Source organism: Bifidobacterium sp. LH_419, assembly GCF_056356955.1.
In genome coordinates this window covers 459938-483273 of record NZ_JBKEVG010000001.1, presented here as the reverse complement: position 1 = coordinate 483273, position 23336 = coordinate 459938, and the positions used below count along the sequence as shown (strand labels likewise).

Sequence of the window (23336 nt, the reverse complement as noted above, 5' to 3'; positions counted from 1 at the left end):
GAAATCGTCGCCACACGTCCGCGGCGGCGTACAATCGGCACTATGGCCAAGGATGACAGGAAGAACGCCAAAGGCGGCGGCAGGACGCGCAAGTACGTCGACAAGGCGCTCGACCGCGCCGAGGAGCTGATCGGCTCGGTCGAGGACAGCGACAACGTGGCGGAGCGTCTCGCGCGCGCCGCGAAATCCAGCGAGCTGCTGAGCGCCGTCTGGTCGCTGCCGCCCGCGCAGCGGCTCATGTTCCACCACGGCGTCGACGTGGGGGAGCTGGCCGCGACGGGCGCGGGGAGCACCCCCGGCTTCGACGGCGACAAGTACGACGGCGAACGGTTCATCGACCTGAGCTCGTCGGGCATCGCCCGCTACCAGCGGCTCATGTACGCGAACGGCGTGAAGGGGTCGCCCAGAAGGCTGCTCATCGTGCTGCAGGGCATGGACGCCTCCGGCAAGGGCGGCATCGTGCGCCACGTGTTCCGCCAGGGCGACCCGATGGGCATCCACTACCACGGATTCGGCAAACCCACCGAGGAGGAGGCGGGCCACGGGTTCCTGTGGCGCGTGGAACGCGAACTGCCCGATCCGGGGTGGATCGCGATCTTCGACCGCTCCCACTACGAGGACATCGTCATGCCGCACGTGTACGGCACGTTCCCCGAGGACGTGTGGCGGGCCCGCTACGACATCGTCAACGGGTTCGAGCGCAATCTCGTCGCCTCCGGATGCGCCATCATCAAGATCTTCCTCGTCTCCAGCCGCGAGGAGCAGCGCCGGCACTTCCTCGCGCGCCTCGACGACCCCACCAAATACTGGAAGTTCGACGTCTCCGACCTGGACGCGCGCGACCGGTGGGACGACTACATGGACGCCTGGCAGGAGGTGTTCGAGCGGACGAGCACGCCCGCCGCGCCCTGGTATCTCGTGCCCGCCGACAACCGCTGGTACTCCAGGGCCGTCGTCTCCGAACTGCTGCGCACCACGTTGCGGAACATGAACATGTCCTGGCCGCCGCTCGAAGCGGAAGTGGACGCCGACGAGGCGCGACGTCGGCTAAGCTAGGGAACCATGACCGACGAGAAGGAATACGAGGACGACAAGCGCTACGGGTCGCTGGGGCGGCTCGCCCCGGAATGGGACGGAAGCGAACGCGAGCGCAACCTCACGGACGACGACATCTACGAACGGTTCTTCGGCTGGGTGGAGGACGTCAAGGGCATCGAGCCATGGCCCCATCAGGAGGAGGCCATCATGGACCTGCTCGCCGGCGACCACGTGATCCTCAACACGCCCACCGGCTCCGGCAAGTCGCTCGTCGCGCTCGGCATGCACTTCGCCGCCCTGTGCACCGGCCGCCGCTCCTACTACACGGCACCCATCAAGGCGCTCGTCTCCGAGAAGTTCTTCGACCTCGTCGAGGTGTTCGGCCGCGACAACGTGGGCATGATCACCGGCGACAGCCACATCAACGCGGACGCGCCGATCATCTGCTGCACCGCCGAGATCCTCGCCAACCAGGCGCTGCGCGAGGGCGAGCATGCGGACATCGGCATGGTCGCGATGGACGAGTTCCACTACTACGGCGACCTGGAGCGCGGATGGGCGTGGCAGGTGCCGCTGCTCACCCTCCCGCAGACGCGCTTCCTGCTCATGAGCGCCACGCTCGGCAACGTCGACGCGATCGCCGACAAGCTTTCCGATTTGAACGACGTGCCCGACGTGGACGTGATCGCCGACGCGCCCAGGCCCGTGCCCCTGAGCTACGAGTACACGCTCGACCCGTTGGAGAAGACCGTCGAACTCGCGTTCAGGAACGGCGAGACCCCCATCTACGTCGTCCACTTCTCGCAGGACGCCGCCCTGGAGACCGCGCAGGCGCTCGCCTCCACCGGCGTCTCCAGCAAGGAGCAGCGCACCGCCATCGCCGAGGCCATCAAGGGCGTCAAGTTCACGACCGCGTTCGGCAAGATCCTGCAGCGTCTGCTGCGTACCGGCGTCGGCATCCACCATGCGGGTATGCTGCCGCGTTACCGCCGCCTCGTCGAACAGCTCGCCCAGCAGGGCCTCCTGCCCGTCATCTGCGGCACCGACACGCTCGGCGTCGGCATCAACGTGCCGATCCATTCGGTCGTGCTCACCGCCTTGACGAAATTTGACGGCACCAAGATGCGCCGCCTCAAGGCCCGCGAATTCCACCAGATCGCCGGCCGCGCCGGCCGCATGGGCTTCGACACGGAAGGCCTCGTCGTCGCCGAGGCGCCCGAATACGAGATCGAGAACCAGAAGGCCATCGCCAAGGCGGGCGGCGACCCGAAGAAGCTCAAGAAGGTCAAGCGCAAGAAGGCGCCCGAAGGCTTCGTCACGTGGAACCAGAACACGTTCGACAAGCTCATCGACGCCGCCCCCGAAACGCTCGTGCCGCACCTCAAGATCACCCATTCGATGGTGCTCAACGAGGTCGAGCAGGGCGGCGACGCCCGTGCGCGCATCGACGACCTCATCGACGATTCCGCGCAGACCCCCGATCAGAAGGAGAAGCTCCACCAGCGCGCCGACGAGATCTTCCAGACCCTGTTCGACACCGACGTGATCGAGGTGCTCGAAGGCCGCGACGGCGGCAAGGACTACGTGATGACGCTCGACGTGCCCGACGACTTCGCGCTCGACCAGCCGCTCTCGCCGTTCCTGCTCGCCGCGCTCGAACTGCTCGACCCCGAGTCGGACACGTACGCGCTCGACGTGATTTCCATGGTCGAGGCCACGCTCGACGACCCCAAGCAGGTGCTGCGCGCCCAGGAGCGCGCCGCCCGCGACAAGGCCATGGCCGACATGAAGGCTGACGGACTCGACTACGACGAGCGCATGGACCGTCTCCAGGAGATCACCTACCCGAAGCCGTTGGAGGACATGCTCGACGCGGCGTTCGACCAGTACCGCCACGACGTGCCGTGGGCCAACGACTACTGGCTGAGCCCCAAGTCGGTGGTGCGCGACATGGTCGAGACCGCCTCCGACTTCACCGGCTACATCGCCCGCTACAACATCGCCCGCTCCGAAGGCACACTCCTGCGCTACCTGTCCGACGCGTACCGCGCGCTCGCCCGCACCGTGCCGCCGGAGAAGCGCGACGAGCAGCTGGACGACATCATCGCCTGGCTGCGCGTGCTCGTGCGTTCCATCGACTCCTCGCTGGTCGACGAATGGGAGAACGCGGGTGCGGACGGCTCCACCGACGCCTCGGAGGCGGCCGCGTCGCTCGCCGCCCCCGGCGCGCGCGACGCCGTCGTCGAGGACCGCCGCGGCCTCACGGTGCTCGTGCGCAACGCCCTGTTCCGCCGCGTCACGCTCATGGATCTCGACGATCCGGACACGCTCGGCGCGCTCGACAAGGACTGGGGCTACGGCGTGCACGAATGGGAGGACGCGCTCGACGACTTCTATGACGAGCATGAATACGTGAACACCGACGCGAAGGCCCGTTCCGCGGAGCTCTTCATGCTCGACACGAAGCACGAGAAGGACGAGCACTCGTGGAAGGTGCGTCAGATCATCGACGACTCCGACGGCGACCACGACTGGGCCATCGAAGGCGTCGTCGACCTCGACGCCACGCAGGAGAGCGGCGAGGTCGTCTTCTTCGACTACAAGGTCGGCAACGAATGACCGACAACGACCTGTTCGCGGCGTCGGACGCGCCGGACGAGGTGACGCGTCCGCTCGCCGTGCGCATGCGCCCGCGCACGCTCGACGAGGTGATCGGGCAGTCCCACGTGCTGGGGGAGGGTTCGCCGCTGCGGCGTCTCGCCAATCCGGCGTCGAAGGGCTCGCTCACCGCGCCCAGCTCGATCATCATGTTCGGGCCTCCCGGCGTCGGCAAGACGACGCTCGCCACGATCGTGGCCCGCCAGTCCGGCCGCGTGTTCGAGGAGCTGTCCGCCGTGACCAGCGGCGTCAAGGACGTGCGCGCCGTGCTCGACCGCGCGCACGAGCGGCTCGTCGCGCGCGGCGAGGAGACCGTCCTGTTCATCGACGAGGTGCACCGCTTCTCCAAATCCCAGCAGGACGCGCTCCTGCCCGCCGTCGAGAACCGCGACGTCACGTTCATCGGCGCGACCACCGAGAACCCGAGCTTCTCGGTCATCAAGCCACTGCTCTCCCGTTCCGTCGTCGTCAAACTCGAATCGTTGGAACCGGAGCAGCTCGACGACCTCGTCCGCCGCGCCCTCGAATCGGATCGCGGGCTCAAAGGCGAGGTGAAGGCCACCGACGAGGCCATCGCCGAGATCGTGCGGATGGCGGGCGGCGACGCACGCAAGTCGCTCACCATCCTCGAGGCGGCCGCCGGCGCGGTCACCGGCGACAAGGCGCGTGAGAAGGGCCGACGCCGCCCGACCATCACGCCCGACGTCGTCTCCACCGTGATGGACGTGGCCACCGTGCGCTACGACAAGGACGGCGACGACCATTACGACGTGATTTCCGCGTTCATCAAATCGATGCGCGGATCCGACCCGGATGCGGCCGTGCACTACCTCGCACGCATGATCCGCGCCGGCGAGGACCCGCGGTTCATCGCCAGACGCATCATGATCGCCGCCGCCGAGGAGGTCGGCATGGCCGCTCCGCAGATCCTCCAGGTGACGGTCGCCGCCGCGCAGGCGGTCGCGCTCGTCGGCATGCCGGAGGCCCGGATCATCCTCTCCGAGGCGGCGATCGCCGTGGCCACCGCGCCCAAGTCGAACGCGAGCTACATGGCCATCAACGAGGCGCTGGCGGACGTGGACGCCGGGCACATCGGCGCCGTGCCGCTGTATCTGAGGAACGCGCCCACCAAACTGATGAAGGAGTGGGGCAACCACGAGGGCTACCGGTACGCGCACGACTGGCCGGGGGCCGTCGCGCCGCAGGAGTACCTGCCCGAGGACCTGCGCGGACGGCGCTACTACCGGCCGAACAACCGCGGCTACGAACGCGAGGTGGGGGATCGGCTCGCCCGCATCGAGCCGATCCTGCACTCCGGCGACGGTCCGCGGGACGGACGGGACGGACGGGACGCCGGGACGGGAGCCGATCGGGAAGAACGGACGAAACAGGCGGACAGGTAAGCGGTTACGGGGTACAATGAGCCCGATACGAAACGACGGACGCGCCACGCCATCATGACCATGGCGGGAAAGGAGCACGCGATGACGCAGGACGAAAGCGCCGGTAAGATGATCCTCATCGTCGACGACGACCAGGCACTGGGCGAGATGCTCTCCATCGTGCTGGAGAACGAGGGGTTCCGGACCACCACCTGTCTCGACGGCCTGCGCGCCGTGGAGATGTTCCCCACCGTCAACCCGGACCTCATCCTGCTCGACGTCATGCTGCCCGGCATCGACGGCACCGAGGTGGCGCGGCGCATCCGCGAGACCTCGTCGAACGTGCCGATCATCATGCTCACCGCGAAGTCCGACACCGTGGACGTGGTCGCCGGACTCGAGGCGGGGGCCGACGACTACGTGCCCAAGCCGTTCAAGGTGGCCGAGCTCCTCGCCCGCATCCGCGCGCGCTTCCGCATCCGCGCCAAGCTCGCCGCGGCGGCCGGCAACGGCGGCGAGACGGGCGATTCCGATCCGCAGCACATCGAACGCGGAGCGATCGTCATCGACCGCACCGGCCACACCGCCACCAAGGACGGCGTCGACCTCGGGCTGACGCCGATGGAGTTCGAATTGCTCGCCGTGCTGGCCGCCGGCAGCGGCGAGGCCATCAGCCGCTCCACGCTCCTCAAGAAGGTGTGGGGCTACGACGGCGACGGCGACACGCGTCTCGTGAACGTGCACATCCAACGTCTGCGCGCCAAGGTCGATGACGATCCGGAGAAGCCGCGGATCATCGTCACCGTGCGCGGCATCGGCTACAAGTTCGTCCCGCCGGAGCATGATCCCGCGCGGGCGGCGGCATGACCGGCGCCGATCTGCGCGCGCGCATCGGCGACCGGTTCAGCTGGCGTCGTCTGCTGAAAAGCGGACGCGCCGAGGTACGACGGTCGCTGCAGGCGCGCACCGTCGCCATGGTGGTCGCGGTCACGCTCATCGTGGCCGTCGTCTTCTCCGTCGTGTCGATGATCTCCGTGCGCTCCACGCTCCTCGACCAGGTCTCCACGCAGGCGCGCAACGACTTCTCGAACATGGTGCAGCAGGCGCAGACCGGGCTCGACTCGGCCGACGTCTCCGATTCGGTGCAGTACCAGCAGCTCGTCAACAACCTGGCCTCCTCGCTGCAGAACGAGGGCGCGTCGAACCTCGTGAGCGTCTATCTGCGCGGCAAGGACGACGAGAGCCGACTCATCGTGCCCGTGTCCACCGACCCCACATACGAGGACGCCGTCACCGACGACATGCGCAGCGCCGTCGCCTCCGACACGCACAGCCGCGTCTTCTACCAGCCCATCGCGATCGACGTCGAGAACCGTACGGACATGCCCGGCGCGGTGCTCGGCACCACGCTCGAATTCGGCGCCGCCGGCGGACTCGAGTTCTTCGCGCTGTTCTCCTACGAGTCGCAGGAGAACTCGCTCACCCAGATCCAGATGAATCTCATCTCCGTATGCCTCGCGCTGAGCGTGCTCGTCGGCATCGTCGTGTGGATGGCGCTGCACGGCATCATCGTCCCGGTCGGCGTCGTGGCCGCCGCGGCGGAGACCTTCGCCGCCGGCGATCTCGGCGCGCGCGTCCCCGTGACGCGCAAGGACGAGATCGGCTCCCTGCAGGACTCGTTCAACACGATGGCCGCCGCGCTGGACCAGAAGATCGACGAACTGGAGGAGGCGGGCGCGATGCAGCGCCGCTTCGTCTCCGACGTGAGCCACGAGCTGCGCACCCCCGTCACCACGATGCGCATGGCCTCCGATCTGCTCGAAAGCCGCAAGGACGGGTACGACCCGATCACGCGACGCACCGTCGAACTGCTCTCCGGCCAGATCAACCGCTTCCAGGACATGCTCGCCGATCTGCTGGAGATCTCCCGCTACGACGCGGGCTATGCGGCGCTCGACCTGGTCGAGGCCGACATGCGCGAACCGATCCGCGAGGCCGTCGACCAGGTGTCCGGCCTCGCCCAGGCGAAGCACGTGCCGATCCACACGTTCCTGCCGAACATCGAGGTGCTCGCCTACTTCGATGCGCGCCGCATCGTGCGCATCGTGCGCAACCTGCTCTCCAACGCCGTCGACTTCGCGGAGGACAAGCCGATCGAGGTGAGGCTCGCCGCCAACCGTCGCGCCGTCGTCATCTCCGTGCGGGATTACGGCGTGGGCATGCCTCGCGACCAGGTACCGCACGTGTTCGACCGCTTCTGGCGCGGCGACCCCTCGCGTGCGCGCACCACCGGCGGCACCGGTCTCGGCCTGTCCATCGCGATGACCGACGCGAAGCTCCACCAGGGCTCGATCCGCGTGCGCTCCGAACTCGGCGAGGGCACCTGGTTCCTCGTCACGCTGCCGCGCGATCCCGCGCTCGGCGTCGTGCCGGACAACGAGCTGCCGGTCGACTTCGAACGCGGCACCAGCCGTCCCGTCATCACCGGCGGCTTCGGCATCGCCGACAACCGCAGCGCCGACTACGTCAAGCACGGCTCGCGCGACGGCGGCGACGCGGGCGGCGTGAACACCATGGACGCCGCGGACGGCGGGACCGGCGACGGGAGCGCCGGCGATACGGGAAGCGACGGCCACGACGGGACGGGAGACGAATGATGGACGGACGGAACGGATCGGCCGATGGCGGCATGCCCACGCCCGTACCTGTGCCTGCGTCCGCGCCCACGGCGGGCGCGTCGGCGCGTCGGCTCGCGCGGCGCTGTGCGCGCGTCGCCGCCGCATGCGCCGTCGTCGCCGCCGTATGCGCGGCGGGCGCCTGCTCCAGCCCGATCGGACTGCCGTCGGGCGGCGGCGTGCAGGCGTTCTCGCCGGTCGAACAGCAGACGCAGCGCGTCTACACGAGTCCGGAAGGACCGTCGGACAACGACCAGCCGGAGGACATCGTCGAGGGGTTCTTCAACGCGATGCCCGCCGGCGTGCAGTCCGACGGCTACCGGGTGGCGCGCCGCTTCCTCACCACGCAGGCCGCGGAGCAGTGGAAGGGCGACGCCGGCGCCGTCATCTACGACGGCACGCCCAGGTTCACGCGCAAGGCGAGCGGGCAGACCGGATCGCCCGAGGCCTCCGGCGGCATCGTGGTCGAGGCGGAGCTCAACGTGGTGGGCAGCCTCGACGCCCACGGACTGTACACGCCCGCCCCCGCGGATGAAAGCACCACCGTGATGACGTTCTCGATGGCGCAGTCCGACGGCCAGTGGCGCATCTCCCATCTGGCGGATGGCGTGGTCGTCTCCTCGGCCGACTTCGAACAGGTCTTCCGCCAGGTGTCCGTCTACCAGTTGGACGCCGCCGGCAAGCATCTCGTGCCCGACGTGCGTTGGCTCAGCTGGCGCAATTGGCGCACCCAGGCCGTGCGTGAGGTGCTCGCCGGCGGCGCGGCCTGGCTGGGCGACGCGGTGCGCGACGTGAACACGGCGAGGACGACGCTCGCCGTGGACACCGTGCCCCTGACGGACGGCAAGCCGCAGGTGCGGCTGAGCACCGAGTTCCTCAAGCTCGACGAGGAGTCGCGCGTCGCGCTCGTCCATCTCATCCGGCTTACGCTCGGCGACGGCGTGCCTAGCGCCCAGCTGCAGGTGACCGTGGACAGTGCGGACTATTCGGGGATCGACTCCGGCTTCGACCTCGACAACGGGCAGCCGAGCGTCGGCCTCTACACGCTCACCGACGGACGCGTCGTCTCCCTCGGCTCGTCGAGCCCCCTGCGCGTCGGCGAGACCGACGGCTACCCGGGGGCGCGCGGATTCGCGTTCTCCGCCGACGGGGGAGCGGTGCTGCGAGCCGACGGCGTGGTCGAATGCCTCAAGGCCGACGCCTCCTCGTGCGGCGTCATGTTCTCCGGCGCCCGCGTCTCGTTCATCTCGGGCGGTCTCGACGGCGAGATCTGGGCGGTCTCGGACGGCGGCCACAGCCTCTATGTCTCGCGCGACGGCGTGGAACGGCATCTCTCGGTCGGTTGGCTCGGTTCGGAGTCGATCCGCGCCGTCACCGTCTCGCCGGAGGGAGCGCGTCTCGCGTTGGCGCTCGACGACGGCGTGGTGATGGTCGGCGTGAGCCGCGACGGCAGCCTCGTGCCGTCGGGACTGTCCTCCCAGCCCACCGAGATCTCGCGGCAGCGCAACGTGACGATGATGACCTTCTACAACGATCTGAACCTCATCTACGTGTCGGTCCCCTCGACGGACGACGCGGACGGCCAGGGTTCCGGCGGGGATGGCGCGTCGGATTCGTCCGGTTCGGCCTCCGGTTCGTCGTCGGGTTCGTCCGGTTCGTCCGGATCGTCGGTGGTGCAGAAGCAGCGGGGATACCGGCAGATCGCGCCCGGCCCCGTGCGCGAGCAGCGTCTGCCGGACACCACGGTGACGGGACTCGCCTCCGGGCAGATCGCGCTGTACCGCAGGCTGGCCGTGCTCGACGACCTCGGCGTGGTCCGGTCGGTGTCCGGTTCGCTCGACGGATCGTGGTCCATCGCCGATTCGCAGGTGACGGCGCTCGGCGCGCAGTGACGGACGGTGCGGCGACGATGCGGTGCACCATGCGTCGCGCATGCGTGGAAACGACAAAAGAGGGCTCCTTCCTGACGGGAAGGAGCCCTCTCTCGACGAGATGCGCGGGTCGTTCGATCAGATGCCGCCGTACTCGCTCTTGAAGAGCTCCTGCGGGACCTCGGAGTTGATCGGGACCTCGTAGATGAGGTACTGCATGTTGAACGGGATGTTGAACAGGTGACGCTTGACGCCGTAGACCTCCTCGGTGCCGAGGAAGTTGAAGTTGTCCGGGCATTCCGGCTCCCACTTGGCGAGCAGCTTGGCGGCGTCGCCGATGGTGGCGGCCACGCCGGCGAGGTGCTTGATGCCTTCCACCTGCTTGATGATGAGGAACACGGTATCCATGGGTCTCCTTTCGTGTTCGTTGTACGGTGCCGACCGCCTCATATAGGTGCATGTATAGGTGCATGCGAGGCGGCGGCGCCTCGTTACGGCGCTCTCCATAATACCCGAAAACGGCGGTACCGCGCCGATAAGCCGACGTGCGGGCGCTATGTTATCAAATCGTTATCAAGACGTTATCGAAATGTTATCCCGTGAGGTTGAACGCTCACATTGTTTGGTTCATACTTGAGCTTGTCGATGACAAACAGTCGTCAGCCAAGGAAAGGACCTTGGTGCTCGATAACTCGAGGAGGAGTATAAACATGAAGAATTGGAAGAAGGCCATCGCCCTTGTTGCTTCCGCCGCCGCTTTGGTGAGCGTGGCAGCATGCGGTTCCGGCTCCAACGGTGGTTCGGACAACGGCAAGAAGACCGTCGGCTTCGTCGCCGTCGGCCCCGAGGGTGGTTTCCGTACCGCGAACGAGAACGACATCAAGTCCGCGTTCAAGTCCGCCGGATTCGACCTGATCTACTCGCCGACCCAGAACAACGATCAGCAGAAGCAGATTCAGGCCTTCAACAAGTTCGTCAACGACGAGGTGGACGCCATCATCCTGTCCTCCACCGAGGATACCGGTTGGGACGAGTCCCTGAAGAAGGCCGCCGAGGCCGAGATTCCGGTCTTCACCGTCGACCGCAACGTCCAGGTCAAGGACTCCGACGCCAAGAAGGCCATCGTCTCCCACATCGGACCGTCCAACGAGTGGGCCGGTGAGCAGGCCGCCGAGTTCGTGAACAAGAACTTCCCGGACGGCGCCAACGGCTTCATCCTCGAAGGCCCCGCCGGCCTGTCCGTCGTCAAGGATCGTGGCGCCGGCTGGGATGCCAAGATCGCCAAGAACGTGAAGGTCCTCGAGTCCCAGTCCGCCAACTGGTCCACCGATGAGGCCAAGACCGTGACCGCCGGCCTGCTGGACAAGTACAAGTCCGACAACCCGCAGTTCATTTTCGCCCAGAACGACGAGATGGGCCTCGGCGCCGCGCAGGCCGTTGACGCCGCCGGCCTCAAGGGCAAGGTCAAGATCATCACCATCGACGGTACGAAGAACGCCCTGCAGGCCCTCGTCGACGGCGACCTCTCCTACGTGATCGAGTACAACCCGATCTTCGGCAAGGAGACCGCGCAGGCCGTCAAGGACTACCTGGGTGGCAAGAAGGTCAAGTCCGACATCCAGATCGAGTCCAAGACCTTCGACGCCGCCAGCGCCAAGGAAGCCCTGGATTCCAACTCCCGCGCCTACTGATTCGGGCCAAGCGCCTCCATCAGTGATGATCGAGAACCGCACATGAACATATAACCGATGGTGCATGAGGTAGTCCCTTGTGCACCATCATTCATGTGGGGTCGAAATATCACAAAACGGTAACAATCTTCCCTGTTCAAAGGCAACGATATGACAGACAAAACCCCTATCGTCGTGATGAAGGGCATCACGATCGAGTTCCCGGGCGTCAAGGCCCTGGACGGTGTCAATCTGACGCTGTACCCGGGCGAGGTCCACGCTCTCATGGGTGAGAACGGCGCCGGCAAGTCCACGATGATCAAGGCCCTCACCGGCGTCTACAAGATCGACGCGGGCTCCATCACCGTCGAAGGCAAGCCGCAGCAGTTCAACGGCACGCTGGACGCGCAGAACGCCGGCATCGCCACCGTGTACCAGGAAGTCAACCTGTGCACCAACCTCTCCGTCGGCGAGAACGTCATGCTCGGCCACGAGAAGCGCGGCCCGTTCGGCATCGACTGGAAGAAGACCCACGAGGCCGCCAAGACCTACCTCAAGCAGATGGGTCTGGAGCACATCGATCCGCACACCCCGCTGAGCTCGATCTCCATCGCCATGCAGCAGCTGGTCGCCATCGCGCGAGCCATGGTCATCAACGCCAAGGTGCTGATCCTCGACGAGCCGACCTCCTCCCTCGACGCCAACGAGGTCGAGGACCTGTTCGCGATCATGCGCAAGGTGCGCGACTCCGGCGTGGCCATCCTGTTCGTCTCCCACTTCCTCGACCAGATCTACGAGATCACCGACCGCCTGACCATCCTGCGCAACGGCAAGTTCATCAAGGAGGTCATGACCAAGGACACCCCGCGCGACGAGCTCATCGGCATGATGATCGGCAAGTCCGCCGAGGAACTGTCCCAGATCGGCGCCAAGAAGGCGCGCCGCGCCATCGAGCCCGGCGAGAAGCCGATCGTCGACGTCAAGGGCCTCGGCAAGAAGGGCACGATCAACCCGGTGGATCTCGACATCTACGCGGGCGAGGTCGTCGGCTTCGCCGGCCTGCTCGGCTCCGGCCGCACCGAACTCGGCCGCCTCCTCTACGGCGCCGACAAGCCGGATTCGGGCACGTACACGCTCAACGGCAAGCAGGTGTCCATCGGCGACCCGGCCACCGCCCTGAAGAACAAGATCGCGTACTCCACCGAGAACCGTCGTGACGAGGGCATCGTCGGCGACCTGACCGTCCGCCAGAACATCCTCATCGCCCTCCAGGCGACGCGCGGCATGTTCAAGCCGATTCCGAAGAAGGAAGCGGACGCGATCGTCGACAAGTACATGAAGGAGATGAACGTGCGACCGGCCGATCCGGATCGCCCGATCAAGAACCTCTCCGGCGGCAACCAGCAGAAGGTCCTCATCGGCCGCTGGCTGGCAACCCACCCGGAGCTCCTCATCCTCGACGAGCCGACCCGAGGCATCGACATCGGCGCGAAGGCCGAGATCCAGCAGGTCGTCCTCGACCTCGCCTCGAAGGGCATGGGCGTCGTCTTCATCTCCTCCGAGCTTGAAGAGGTCGTGCGCCTGTCCGACGACATCGAGGTCCTCAAGGATCGCCACAAGATCGCTGAAATCGAAAACGGCGACACCGTCTCGCAGTCGACCATCGTCGAGACCATCGCCAACACGAACGTGAAGAACTGAAAGGAGGGATGATGGCTGATAAGAAGCAAGCGGACGAGAAGAACAACATCGTCAAGAAGCTGCTCTCCTCTAACATCACCGTCGAGGTGGTCGCACTCATCCTGCTGGTTTTGCTGTGCACCGCGTTTGATCACGCGTTCCTCTCCCTGCAGTGGAACGACAACACGGGCGGTCTCGCCGGCCCGATCATCACGATGCTTCAGGAATCCGCCCGATACCTGATGATCGCCACCGGCATGACGCTCGTCATCTCCACCGCAGGTATCGACCTCTCCGTCGGTTCCGTCATGGCGGTCGCCGGCGCGGCCGCGATGCAGGCGCTGTCCGGAGGCACCAACGTGTGGCTCTCCATCCTGCTGGCCCTCGTCATCGGTCTGGCCGTCGGCTGCATCAACGGCGCGCTCGTCGCGTTCCTCGGCCTCCAGCCGTTCATCACCACGCTGATCATGATGCTCGCCGGCCGTGGCCTCGCGAAGGTCATCACCTCCGGCGAGAACACCGACGCCTCCGCGGTCGCCGGCAGCGAACCGCTCAAGTGGATGGCCAACGGCTTCATCCTGGGCATCCCGGCCAACTTCGTGATCGCCGTCGTCATCGTGATCCTCGTCGGCCTGCTGTGCCGCAAGACCGCCATGGGCATGTTCATCGAGGCCGTCGGCATCAACCCCGAAGCCTCCCGCATGACTGGCATCAAGCCCAAGCAGATCCTCTTCCTCGTCTACGCGATCTCCGGCTTCCTCGCCGCCATCGCCGGCCTGTTCGCCACCGCATCCGTGATGCGCGTCGACGTGGTCAAGACCGGTCAGGATCTCGAGATGTACGCCATCCTCGCGGTCGTCATCGGCGGCACCTCGCTGCTCGGTGGTAAGTTCTCCCTCGCTGGCAGCGCCGTCGGCGCCGTCATCATCGCCATGATCCGCAAGACCATCATCACCCTCGGCATCGATTCCGCCGCAACCCCGGCCTTCTTCGCCGTCGTCGTGATCGTGATCTGCGTGATGCAGGCACCCAAGGTTCGTAACCTGAGCGCGGAACTCAAGCGTAAGCGCGCGCTCAAGTCCTCTGAAAAGGCGGTGGCAGCATGACAAACGCTACGGCAACCCCGGCCAAGAAGGCCGTGAAGAAGACGCGTCGCATCGACGCACAGATGATTCCGACCATCGCGGCCGTCGTCATCTTCATCCTGATGATGATCATGGGCCAGGCGCTCTTCGGCACCTACCTGCGACTCGGCTTCATCTCCACCCTGTTCATCGACCACGCCTACCTCATCATCCTGGCCGTGGCCATGACGCTCCCGATCCTCACCGGCGGCATCGATCTGTCGGTCGGCGCCATCGTCGCCATCACCGCCGTCATCGGCATCAAGATGGCCAACGCGGGCGTTCCCGCCCTCGTCGTGATGGTCGTCATGCTGCTCATCGGCGCGGCGTTCGGCCTGCTGGCCGCGATCCTGATCGAGGAATTCAACATGCAGCCGTTCATCGCGACGCTGTCCACGATGTTCCTCGCCCGTGGTATCGCCTCCATCATCTCCACCGATTCGCTGACCTTCCCGGACAACAACAACTTCGACTGGATCGCGCAGAGCATCACGATCATCGACAACCCGAAGCTGAGCAACGACCTCTACTTCAACATCGGCGTCGTGATCTCGCTCGTGGTGCTGGTGTTCGGCTACATCCTGCTGCACCACACCCGCACCGGCCGCACCATCTACGCGATCGGCGGCTCCCGCTCCTCCGCGGAGCTCATGGGTCTGCCCGTGAAGCGCGCCCAGTTCACGATCTACATCACCTCCGCGACCCTCGCCGCGCTGGCCTCCATCGTGTACATCGCCAACCTCGGTTCCGCGAAGAACACGGTCGGTGTCGGCTGGGAGCTCGACGCCGTCGCCTCCGTGGTCATCGGCGGTACGATCATCACCGGCGGCTTCGGCTACGTCCTCGGCTCCGCCCTCGGCGCCCTGGTCCGCTCCATCATCGACCCGCTGACCTCCGACTTCGGAGTCCCGGCCGAGTGGACGACCATCGTGGTCGGCCTGATGATTCTCGCCTTCGTGGTCCTCCAGCGTGTGGTGACCGCGGTCGGCGAGAAGAAATAGGCGATGATCGGTCCGGGGGAGGCGCCGCCCGGCGCGGCGGTTCCCCCGGACCGATCGGAGCCCCGCAGCGGTCGCCGTCTACCGTGATGACGACCGCGGTGATAACCGAACATCGTGATAACTGAATACCGATAACTGAATAAGCGATAACTGAACATGGAGACCGGCGGGCGATACGCCATCGGTGCCCGCAAAGGCAATCCTCCTCGCCTTGAAGCAACGAGAGCTTCGCGCGGGGACCGTACGGTGACACGTCCGCCGGCATCCACCCTCTCTCTTCCTTCATTTCCTTCCTTTCATCCGCGTGTGGCCCGTCCCGAGATCCCTCGGGACGGGCCACACGCGTTGTTTCGGAAGTTCCCCATGAACTTACTTGTGGCTCATGGCTCGCGGCTCGCGGTGCGGAACGGAATTCGTATCTCTCAGCAACTTCGTATCTCCATGCGATCCGCCCCGAGGCTGCGTAAGGAATCCCGGAAAAGAGGGGGAGCCGTCCGGGAATCCTCGCACCGACTCGTTCTCTGCGCAATACATCCCGGACGATTGGGACGGAACCGGGATTTCTCGCGCCGATGGCTGTGCCGACGATTATTGTCGTCGGTGACCCGATACGAAAAATCCCGGAAACCGCTGAAGATCTCCGGGATTTCTTGCGCCGGGCTGCGACGCGATCGAGACTGGCTGCTGCGCCAAAGGGCATTGCGGTCGCGGAACGCGTATCCGGGACGATCCGATGCCGTTTGACCACCGGCGTAGAGGTATTTGCGTTGTCAGGGGTGCTTCCGCTCCGATGCGGATCGCCATCTCGCTAACGAGGGGTATCCGTCACCGCACAGGGGCAGGTGCCGACGGCGTTCTGCACCGGGGCCAAGCCATTTCGGCGCCCTCTCTACCCGAGCGGGTACCCCTCGGAGACAAGATGGCTGTCAGTCACCGTCACGAAGTACCCCTTGGAACGTAGTTAACGGTCAGTCGGCCGTCAGTCGGGTGCCGGTCACGTGGTTCGTGTCCCGTTTCGGTCGCCGGACAGACGGTTCATAGCCCGCGACGGGCGCGGGCGCGGAACGCGGCGGCGAGACTCACCCATCCGGCCACGCAGATCACGATCATCGTGGCGAACACCCACTGGCCGCCCACCGCGGTCGCGTGCATGAACTCCGCCGATCCCTCCGCGCCATGACCGGCCTGCGCGACCGCCAGAATCGTCGAGAACAGGGCGGTGCCGGCCGCGCCGCCGAACTGGAGCGCCGTGTTGAAGATCGCATTGCCGTCCGGCGCGAACTCGCGGGGAATCGAACTCAGGGCGCTCGTCATCACGTTCGAGTTGCCGAGCGCGAAGCAGAATCCGAAGATGAAGTAGAAGCCGGCGAGCATCACGGGGGTGAGCCGCAGCGCGAACGCGAACAGCAGCACCGGACCGAGCGTCGCGATGCCGAACGGCACGAGAATCGGCTTCACCGCGCCGAAGCGGTCGTACAGCCAGCCGCCCAGCGGCGCGCACACGGCGCCGATTAGCGCGCCTGGCAGCACCAGCGAACCGGCGAGGAACGCGTTCGTGCCGAGACCCAGCTGCGCCACGTTGGTGATCACGTAGCCGAATCCGATCGACACGATCGGCATCACCAGATAGGCGACCAGATGCAGCAGCACGACCGGATCGCGCAGGATGCCGAGCCTGAGCAGTGGCGAGAACGCGCGCTTCGTCAGCCAGCAGAACGCGGCCAGCGCGGCGAGGCCGACGACCACGCTCACGGCGGCGACCACGGCCGCGCGGGTGGCCGAACGTCCGGCCACGGCGGCGCTCACCGCGACGCCCGCCTGGTTCAATCCGAGGACCATGCCGACGAGCGCCACGACGATCGTCACCACCTGGAACGGGTCGAGGTAGGCGGCCTCGGTGGGGGCCTTCTGTTCGATGCACAGCATGCCGAGCAGCAGCGCGAGCAGGATGAACGGCACGGCGATCACGAAAATCGCGCGCCACGGCAGGACGGTCGTCACCGCGCCGCCGACGGTCGGGCCGATGGCCGGCGCGACCGTGATGACGAGGGAACCGACGCCCATGAGACGCCCGATCTTGGAACGCGGCGACTGTTCGAGGATGATGTTCATCATCAGCGGCGTGGCCACACCCGAGCCGACGCCCTGGATGATGCGGGCGACGATGAGCAGCGGGAACGCGTGCGCGACGATCATGATGACCGAGCCGACGAGCGCCAGCAGCACGGCGGCCACGAAGATCGCCTTCAATCGGAACCGGCGTTTGAGGAACGACGACATCGGCATCGTCGCCGCCACGGTCAGCAGATAGATCGTGGTGATCCACTGCACGGTGGCCGTGTCCACGTGGAATTCGCGCATCAGCGCGGGGAACAGCACCGTCATCACCGTTTCGGTGAGGATGCCGATGAACGCGAGCGCGCCGGTCGCGATGATCGCGCCGATCAGCTTGCCGGGAATCCTCTCGTCCGGCATGACGCCGCGCGCCTGTCCGCTTGTTTCCTTCTTCTGTTCTGTCATTGGTTGCAAAATCCCGTATCATCGTCGCGATGCCCGATACATGGGCGGAATCGCGGATGGCCTGACTGTCCAGGATGCTGAAGCCGGCCCTGGCCGCACGGATCTGCGGAGAGCTCCCGGCGTGTGCAGTGTATCGCGTCACGCTGGACAACGCCGGGAACGGTGGGGAGGGAAGGGGATGGGAAGAGGGAGGAAGCCCCCCGATTGTTCGCGCGATTACTCGCGCACGAGGCGGATGTGCTCGACGTTCTTGCGCTTGGAGCGGCGGAACAGGGTGAAGCGGTTGCCGATGGTCTGCACGACCTCGGCGCCGAGCTGGCCGGCCAGGTTCTCGGCGGCCTCCTTGGCGGTCAGACCGGAGCCGTCCTGTACGCTGAACTTGACGAGCTCGCGGTTCTCCAGGGTCTCGCTCGCCTGCTTGACGAGCGCGTCGGTCACGTCGTTCTTGCCGATGTTGATGAGCGGCTTGATCGTGTTCGCCATGCCGCGCAGCTGCTTGGTCTGCTTCTTGGTCAGTGCCATAGTCGTTTCCTTCGTTTCCTTGATTGCTTGATGGTTGTCCTGATTCGCGTCTCTTCGACGCGGCTTCGCCGTCGCCGGGGTCGTGCGCCGTACCGGGGTATTGTACCGGCAGGGTCAGGCGAGCGCCTTGCGGATGCGGTTCATGCTGGCCGGCTTGGGCGTGCCGAGCTCCTGCGCCCACAGGCTCACGTAGAACTCCTCCAAGAGCCAGCGCGCGTCCGTGGCCTTGCGCATGAGCTCCTCATGCCTCGGGCCGGCGGGTTCGGCCTTCGCCTTGGCCATGGCCTTGTCGACGAGTTGTTTCGCCTCGTCGGCCTCCCACGCCCAGCGGACGTCGCGGTTCTTGTCCGACTTGGCCTTCGTCAGGCGCATGAGGTCGGCGTGCAGGTACCGTTCGATGTGCCGCAGCGAGGCCGGGGGAGCGGCGCCGATGAACCCGGGGTGGACGAGCGTGGCGATGTGCTCGCGGATCGACTGGAGCACGGAGAGCATCGGCAGGTCCGCCTTGCCGGACACCGCCTTGTCCACCTCCGCGTAGCGTTTGAGGATCGCGATCACGTCGCGCGCCACCTGGTAGACGGTGTCCTCGTACACTTCGCGCACGTCGAGCACCGCGTTGGCGAGCGCCTCGTCGTCGGGCAGACGGTCCACGTCGGGCAGCAGTCGTTTGACGGCGGCGAGCTGCAGGTCCTCGACGAGCGCTTTCGTCGACTTGTAGGGGGCGGCGGCGAGCATGAGCGCCTCCGTGCCGAGCCAACGCGACGAGACGCGTTCGTCGGGCAGTCGCAGCGCGTCGAGCGCGCCCCGCCACAGCATCGACGCGCGCGATTCGGTGGTCGCGCCCGCCTTGTGCAGCAGGTTCGCCTGTTCGACGAGTCTGCCTTGGCCGGCGGCCTGGTCGGCCTTGCGGCGCACGGCCTTGCGCGCGGAGACCTGCGCCTCCTGCGCGAACCTGACCTGCAGGGCCTTGAGGTCCTTGCTGGTGCCGAGCGTCTTGACCGCGTTCCTGCCGCGCCTGCGGGCACGTCGGCCGTCGCCGCCGTGCCCGCCGCGTCCGTCGTCCAGCGGCTGCTCGACCGCGAACGTCATCTTCAGGTACGGGGAGAGCCGTTCGACGAGCTCCGGTCCCAGCACTTCGGGGTGGATCTGCGCGCCGACCGTCTCGATCGCGGCGCGCGTGAACACGTGCGCGAGATCCGGCCATGCGGCGCCGCCCGCCGCCCCCGCACCGCCGCCGGCCGCGCCGTCCGCGGCGTCGCCACCGGCGTCCTCCGGCGGCAGGTTCGGCTTGCGCTGCGAGCCGGAGCCGGGCAGGTCCGGGTAGTGGTCGTCGATCCACGCGCGGATCCTGCGCGTCGCGTCGGGCGCGGGTACGAACTGGACGCGCAGCTTCTTCGGCAGCGCCTTGATCATCGCGAGGATGAGCTCGTCGAGCAGGCCGGGCACGTTCCACGTGAACTGTTCCGGTGTGACGCGCGAGAGCGCCTTCAACGGCACATGCACGGTGACGCCGTCCGCCGTGTCGGACGGGTCGTACACGTAGCTCAATCGCAGGTCGATCGGCTGGCCGTCGGTGCCGAGCGTATGCCAGTGGTCCGGATAGTCGTCGAGGCTCACCGATTCGGCGGACTGGAGGCGCTCCACCTTGCTCGGGTCGAAGTCGAGCAGCGTCGGATGCGCGTCATGCTCGCCCTTCCACCATTTGGCGAGGGCGGCGACGCTCGTCACGTCGTGCGGGATGACCGCGTTGTAGAAGTCGAACAGGTCCTCGTCGGACACGGTCTCGGCGATCTGACGCGTGCGGTTCGCGTCGTCCGCCGCCTCCTCCAGCTGTTTGAGGTTCTTCGCTACGAAGTCGTCGTAGCTGAACCGCTGCTGGACGTCGCCCTCCACGAGGCCTTGACGCAGCAGGAAGTCGCGCGCCTCCAACGGGTTGATGCGTCCCCACTGCACGGTGCGGTCCTGCACGATTGGCAGACCGTAGAGGAGCACGCGCGCGGTCGCCACGGCCGAGCCGCGCGAACCGGACCAGTGCGGCTCCGCGTACGTGGTGCGCGTGAGCGTGCCGGCCAGCGGCTCCGCCCACGCCGGGTCGATGACCGCCGAATACCGGGCCCATAGGCGCGACGTCTCCACCAGTTCGGTGGACATCACCCAGCTGGGCGTCGACTTGGCGACGGCGGAGGCGGGGAACAGGGCGAAATGCGTGCCGCGCGCGCCCAGATAGTCGTTCTTCGACATCTTCTGCGCGCGCTTCAGGGCCCTTGCCCTCGCCGCGCCCTTCAGGTGCGCGTAGTCGGAGGCCTTCGGCTCGCGTACCACCTGCATGCCCATCATCGACAGGAGTCCGGCGAGCATCGACTTGTGGATGCCCTCCGCGTCCCACGAGCAGCACAGCGAATGCGCGGCCTGCTGGTTGATCGGCAGCTGCCGGATCTCGAGGCCGGCGCGCGAGGCGGGCTGCGGCTCGCCCACCTTGAACTTCATCTCGCGGCACATCTGCGTCAACTGGGCGACCAGGTCCTTCCACTGGCGCATCCTCAGCCAGCTGAAATACTCGGTCTTGCAGATGCGGCGCAGCGCGTTGTTGCTCGGATTGCCGTCCGCCTGGAACACGCGGTCCCAGATGTTGAGGGCCGTCAGGAAGTCGGAGGTCGGGTCCGCGTACCGGTTGTGGATGCGGTCGGCCTCCTCGCGCTTCTCGTCCGGGCGTTCGCGCGGGTCCTGCAGGCTCAGGAACGCGACGACGACGAGCACCGCGGCCAGCGTGTTCGGCGACGTGGTGCGCGCCGCCTCGATCACCATGCGTCCGAGTCTCACGTCGATCGGGATGCGCGCCAATTGGCGGCCGATGTGCGTGAGGGTCACCTCGCCGCGCCTCCTCGCCACCGCCTTCAGCTCGGTGAGCTCGTTGAAGCCGTCGGAGACGGCCTTCACGTCCGGCGGGTCGATGAAGCCGAAGCCGGTCACGTCCTCGGCGGTGCGGGCCACGCCCACCGACAGCATGTGCAGCACCACCGCGCCGAGCGAGGTCCTCAGGATCTCCGGCTCGGTGAAGCGCGGGCGCGTCTCGAAATCCTCGCGCGAATAGAGACGGATCGCGATGCCGTCCGCCACACGGCCGCACCGGCCGCTCCTCTGGTTGGCGCTCGCCTGGCTGATCGGCTCGATCGGCAGGCGCTGCACCTTCGCCGTCTTCGAATAGCGGGAGATGCGCGCCGTGCCCGGGTCGACCACGTAGCGGATGCCCGGCACGGTCAGCGACGTCTCCGCCACGTTCGTCGCGATGACGATGCGCTGGTGCGTGTGCGCCTCGAACACCTTGTGCTGGTCCGCGGCGGAGAGGCGCGCGAACAGCGGCATGATCTCGATGGCGTCCGCGCGGCGCATGTCCTCGGCGCGCGGACCGTAATGGTGCCGCAGCGCCGCCTCGAACTCGTGGATGTCGCGCTCGCCGGACGCGAACACGAGGATGTCGCGCGGGCCCCGCTCGTGCGAGGAGTGGATGACGAGCTCGGCGCAGGCGCGCGCCACGGCCGTCGGCATGTCGGTGATGCCGTCGTCCTCATACGACGAGTTCGCGTTGCGCGCCGGCCCGCGGCCACCGCGCGCCGGCCCGTCGTCCTCGCCGGCGATCGCGTTCGCCAGCTCCTCGTAGTCGGCGTCGCCGGGGCGCGCGCCGGTCGCGAAGCCCGGCACCTCGCGCATCAGCGCGGGCGCCGTGCCGAGCGGTTCGTAGACGACCTGCACCGGGTAGGTGCGTCCCGACACCTCGATGACCGGCACCTTCTCGTGCAGGGCGTGTTCGAAATGCTCCTGGAACTTCTCCGAATCGATGGTCGCCGACGTGATGACGAGCTTCAGGTCGCGGCGCTTGGGCAGCAGGGCCGTCAGGTACCCGAGCAGGAAGTCGATGTTGAGGCTGCGCTCGTGCGCCTCGTCGATGACGATCGTGTCGTAGCGGCTCAGCTGCGGGTCGCGTTGGATCTGCGCGAGCAGGATGCCGTCGGTCACGACCCTCAGGCGCGTCTTCGGCGAGCTTTCGTCGGTGAAGCGCACCTGATAGCCGATCTCGTCGCCGAGCCGCACGCCCATCTCGGAGGCGATGCGCTCGGCGACCGTGCGCGCGGCGATGCGGCGCGGCTGCGTGTGCACGATCTGCCTGCCGTGCGTGCCGCGCCCCAGTTCCAGCAGGATCTTCGGCAGCTGCGTGGTCTTGCCCGAACCGGTCTGTCCGGAGACGATCACCACCTGGCTGTGACGGACGGCGTCGGCGATCTCGTCGCGCGCCGCCGAGACCGGCAATTCCGCTGGATATTCGAAACGCATGCTGCTGGGCTGACTTCCTACTGGTCGTTACTTTCGCAAAACCTCAATGATACGGAATCCCTTGGAGCTCGCGTATTTGCCCACCGCATAACCCTCGCCGAGCGCGTCCGCCAGCCACGGGATCAGCGAATCCGAGCCGAGATTCCTCTGCACGACCAGATACGCAGCGCCCGTCCCCGGCTTCAGACGCGGCAGCCACGCCATCAGCAGCGTATGCAGCGCCTCCTTGCCGATGCGGATCGGCGGATTCGACCAGATCGCGTCGAACAGGAGATCGTCCGGCATTGCCTCGCACACGTCGAGCGGCTGGTCGGCGAGCGGCGCGCCCTGCGCGTCCGTCGCCGTCACATGCACGTTCGCGGCGCCGTTGCGACGTGCGTTCGACGCGGTCAGCTCCAGCGCGCGCTCGTTGACGTCCACCGCCCACACGCGCGCCTCGGGCGATTCGGCGGCCAACGCCAGCGAGACCGGGCCCCAACCGCAGCCGAGATCGAGCAGATCGCCCGTCTCGGGAGGTTCGGGCGCCTGCCTGAGCAGCACCGACGTGCCGAGATCGACGCGCGAACCGGAGAACACGCCGTTCGACGTCTCCACGTCCGCCTCGTGGCCGCGCAGGGTGACGTGCATCGTGCGACGCACGTCCTTCGACGTCGGTTCCGCCGCGAAATACTGTTCCGCCATGATGTCCTCAAACTCCTTACCGCCCCGACGCCCGCGTCGCGCGTCGCCCGGACCGTCCGTCCCATGGTGCGCATGCCGGCGCATGTCACCTCAATGATGATAATAAGGACCATAACGCAATCGAGGAACCTTCCGACAGACCAGAGGTGACATTGAGCAGCAGCACCGCAACCCGTGAACCATCG

General features: G+C 66.7%; 15 protein-coding genes. 10 read left to right on the top strand and 5 right to left on the bottom strand.

What is annotated here, in order from left to right; genetic code table 11:
* Positions 1–42 precede the first annotated feature (42 nt).
* The 6 genes from AC1AYX_RS02280 to AC1AYX_RS02255 all read left to right on the top strand — a co-directional run bounded on the left by AC1AYX_RS02280 (position 43) and on the right by AC1AYX_RS02255 (position 9645).
* Positions 43–1056 carry a PPK2 family polyphosphate kinase gene (locus AC1AYX_RS02280; protein WP_476501965.1) on the top strand — a complete coding sequence of 338 codons (1014 nt, stop codon included), beginning with the start codon at positions 43–45 and terminating at the stop codon, positions 1054–1056.
* 6 nt (positions 1057–1062) lie between these two features.
* The gene (locus tag AC1AYX_RS02275; protein ID WP_476501964.1) at positions 1063–3657 is read left to right on the top strand and encodes a DEAD/DEAH box helicase; all 2595 of its coding nucleotides are present in this window, start codon (positions 1063–1065) and stop codon (positions 3655–3657) included.
* Positions 3654–5099, top strand: a complete 1446-nt coding sequence (locus AC1AYX_RS02270; RefSeq protein WP_476501963.1) for a replication-associated recombination protein A — start codon at positions 3654–3656, stop codon at positions 5097–5099. The genes AC1AYX_RS02275 and AC1AYX_RS02270 overlap by 4 nt, the downstream gene beginning before the upstream one ends.
* Positions 5100–5180: 81 nt before the next feature.
* Entirely contained in the window at positions 5181–5945 is a 765-nt protein-coding gene (gene mtrA, locus AC1AYX_RS02265; protein ID WP_476501962.1) for an MtrAB system response regulator MtrA, read from the top strand.
* Positions 5942–7735 (top strand): MtrAB system histidine kinase MtrB, encoded by a 1794-nt coding sequence (gene mtrB, locus AC1AYX_RS02260; RefSeq protein WP_476501961.1) that lies wholly within the window; start codon positions 5942–5944, stop codon positions 7733–7735. Before mtrA ends, mtrB begins: the two co-directional genes overlap by 4 nt.
* Positions 7732–9645, top strand: coding sequence for an LpqB family beta-propeller domain-containing protein (locus AC1AYX_RS02255; protein ID WP_476501960.1), 1914 nt, complete (start codon positions 7732–7734; stop codon positions 9643–9645). The genes mtrB and AC1AYX_RS02255 overlap by 4 nt, the downstream gene beginning before the upstream one ends.
* 117 nt (positions 9646–9762) lie before the next feature.
* Here AC1AYX_RS02255 and AC1AYX_RS02250 read toward each other — a convergent pair whose 3' ends face one another.
* Entirely contained in the window at positions 9763–10032 is a 270-nt protein-coding gene (locus tag AC1AYX_RS02250) for a hypothetical protein (protein ID WP_476501959.1), read from the bottom strand.
* 302 nt (positions 10033–10334) lie between these two features.
* Here AC1AYX_RS02250 and fruE point away from each other — a divergent pair, with 302 nt between their 5' ends.
* From fruE to fruG, 4 genes are all read left to right on the top strand, one after another.
* Positions 10335–11315 carry a fructose ABC transporter ATP-binding protein FruE gene (fruE, locus tag AC1AYX_RS02245; protein WP_476501958.1) on the top strand — a complete coding sequence of 327 codons (981 nt, stop codon included), beginning with the start codon at positions 10335–10337 and terminating at the stop codon, positions 11313–11315.
* Positions 11316–11465: 150 nt separating this feature from the next.
* Positions 11466–12995 carry a fructose ABC transporter ATP-binding protein FruK gene (gene fruK / locus AC1AYX_RS02240; RefSeq protein WP_476501957.1) on the top strand — a complete coding sequence of 510 codons (1530 nt, stop codon included), beginning with the start codon at positions 11466–11468 and terminating at the stop codon, positions 12993–12995.
* Between the two features lie 11 nt (positions 12996–13006).
* On the top strand, positions 13007–14080 hold the full coding sequence (gene fruF / locus AC1AYX_RS02235) for a fructose ABC transporter permease FruF (RefSeq protein WP_476501956.1): 1074 nt from the start codon (positions 13007–13009) through the stop codon (positions 14078–14080).
* Positions 14077–15099 (top strand): fructose ABC transporter permease FruG, encoded by a 1023-nt coding sequence (fruG, locus tag AC1AYX_RS02230; protein ID WP_476501955.1) that lies wholly within the window; start codon positions 14077–14079, stop codon positions 15097–15099. Before fruF ends, fruG begins: the two co-directional genes overlap by 4 nt.
* Before the next feature lie 1035 nt (positions 15100–16134).
* On the opposite strand, the gene AC1AYX_RS02225 is transcribed toward fruG, so the two are convergent.
* From AC1AYX_RS02225 to AC1AYX_RS02210, 4 genes are all read right to left on the bottom strand, one after another.
* Positions 16135–17619, bottom strand: coding sequence for an MDR family MFS transporter (locus tag AC1AYX_RS02225; RefSeq protein ID WP_476501954.1), 1485 nt, complete (start codon positions 17617–17619; stop codon positions 16135–16137).
* 216 nt (positions 17620–17835) lie between these two features.
* Positions 17836–18141: a YhbY family RNA-binding protein gene (locus tag AC1AYX_RS02220; RefSeq protein ID WP_476501953.1), complete on the bottom strand. Its 306-nt coding sequence runs from the start codon at positions 18139–18141 to the stop codon at positions 17836–17838.
* A gap of 114 nt (positions 18142–18255) precedes the next feature.
* The gene (gene hrpA / locus AC1AYX_RS02215; protein WP_476501952.1) at positions 18256–22470 is read right to left on the bottom strand and encodes an ATP-dependent RNA helicase HrpA; all 4215 of its coding nucleotides are present in this window, start codon (positions 22468–22470) and stop codon (positions 18256–18258) included.
* Positions 22471–22497: 27 nt separating this feature from the next.
* Positions 22498–23151, bottom strand: a complete 654-nt coding sequence (locus AC1AYX_RS02210) for a class I SAM-dependent methyltransferase (RefSeq protein WP_476501951.1) — start codon at positions 23149–23151, stop codon at positions 22498–22500.
* Positions 23152–23336: the final 185 nt, after the last annotated feature.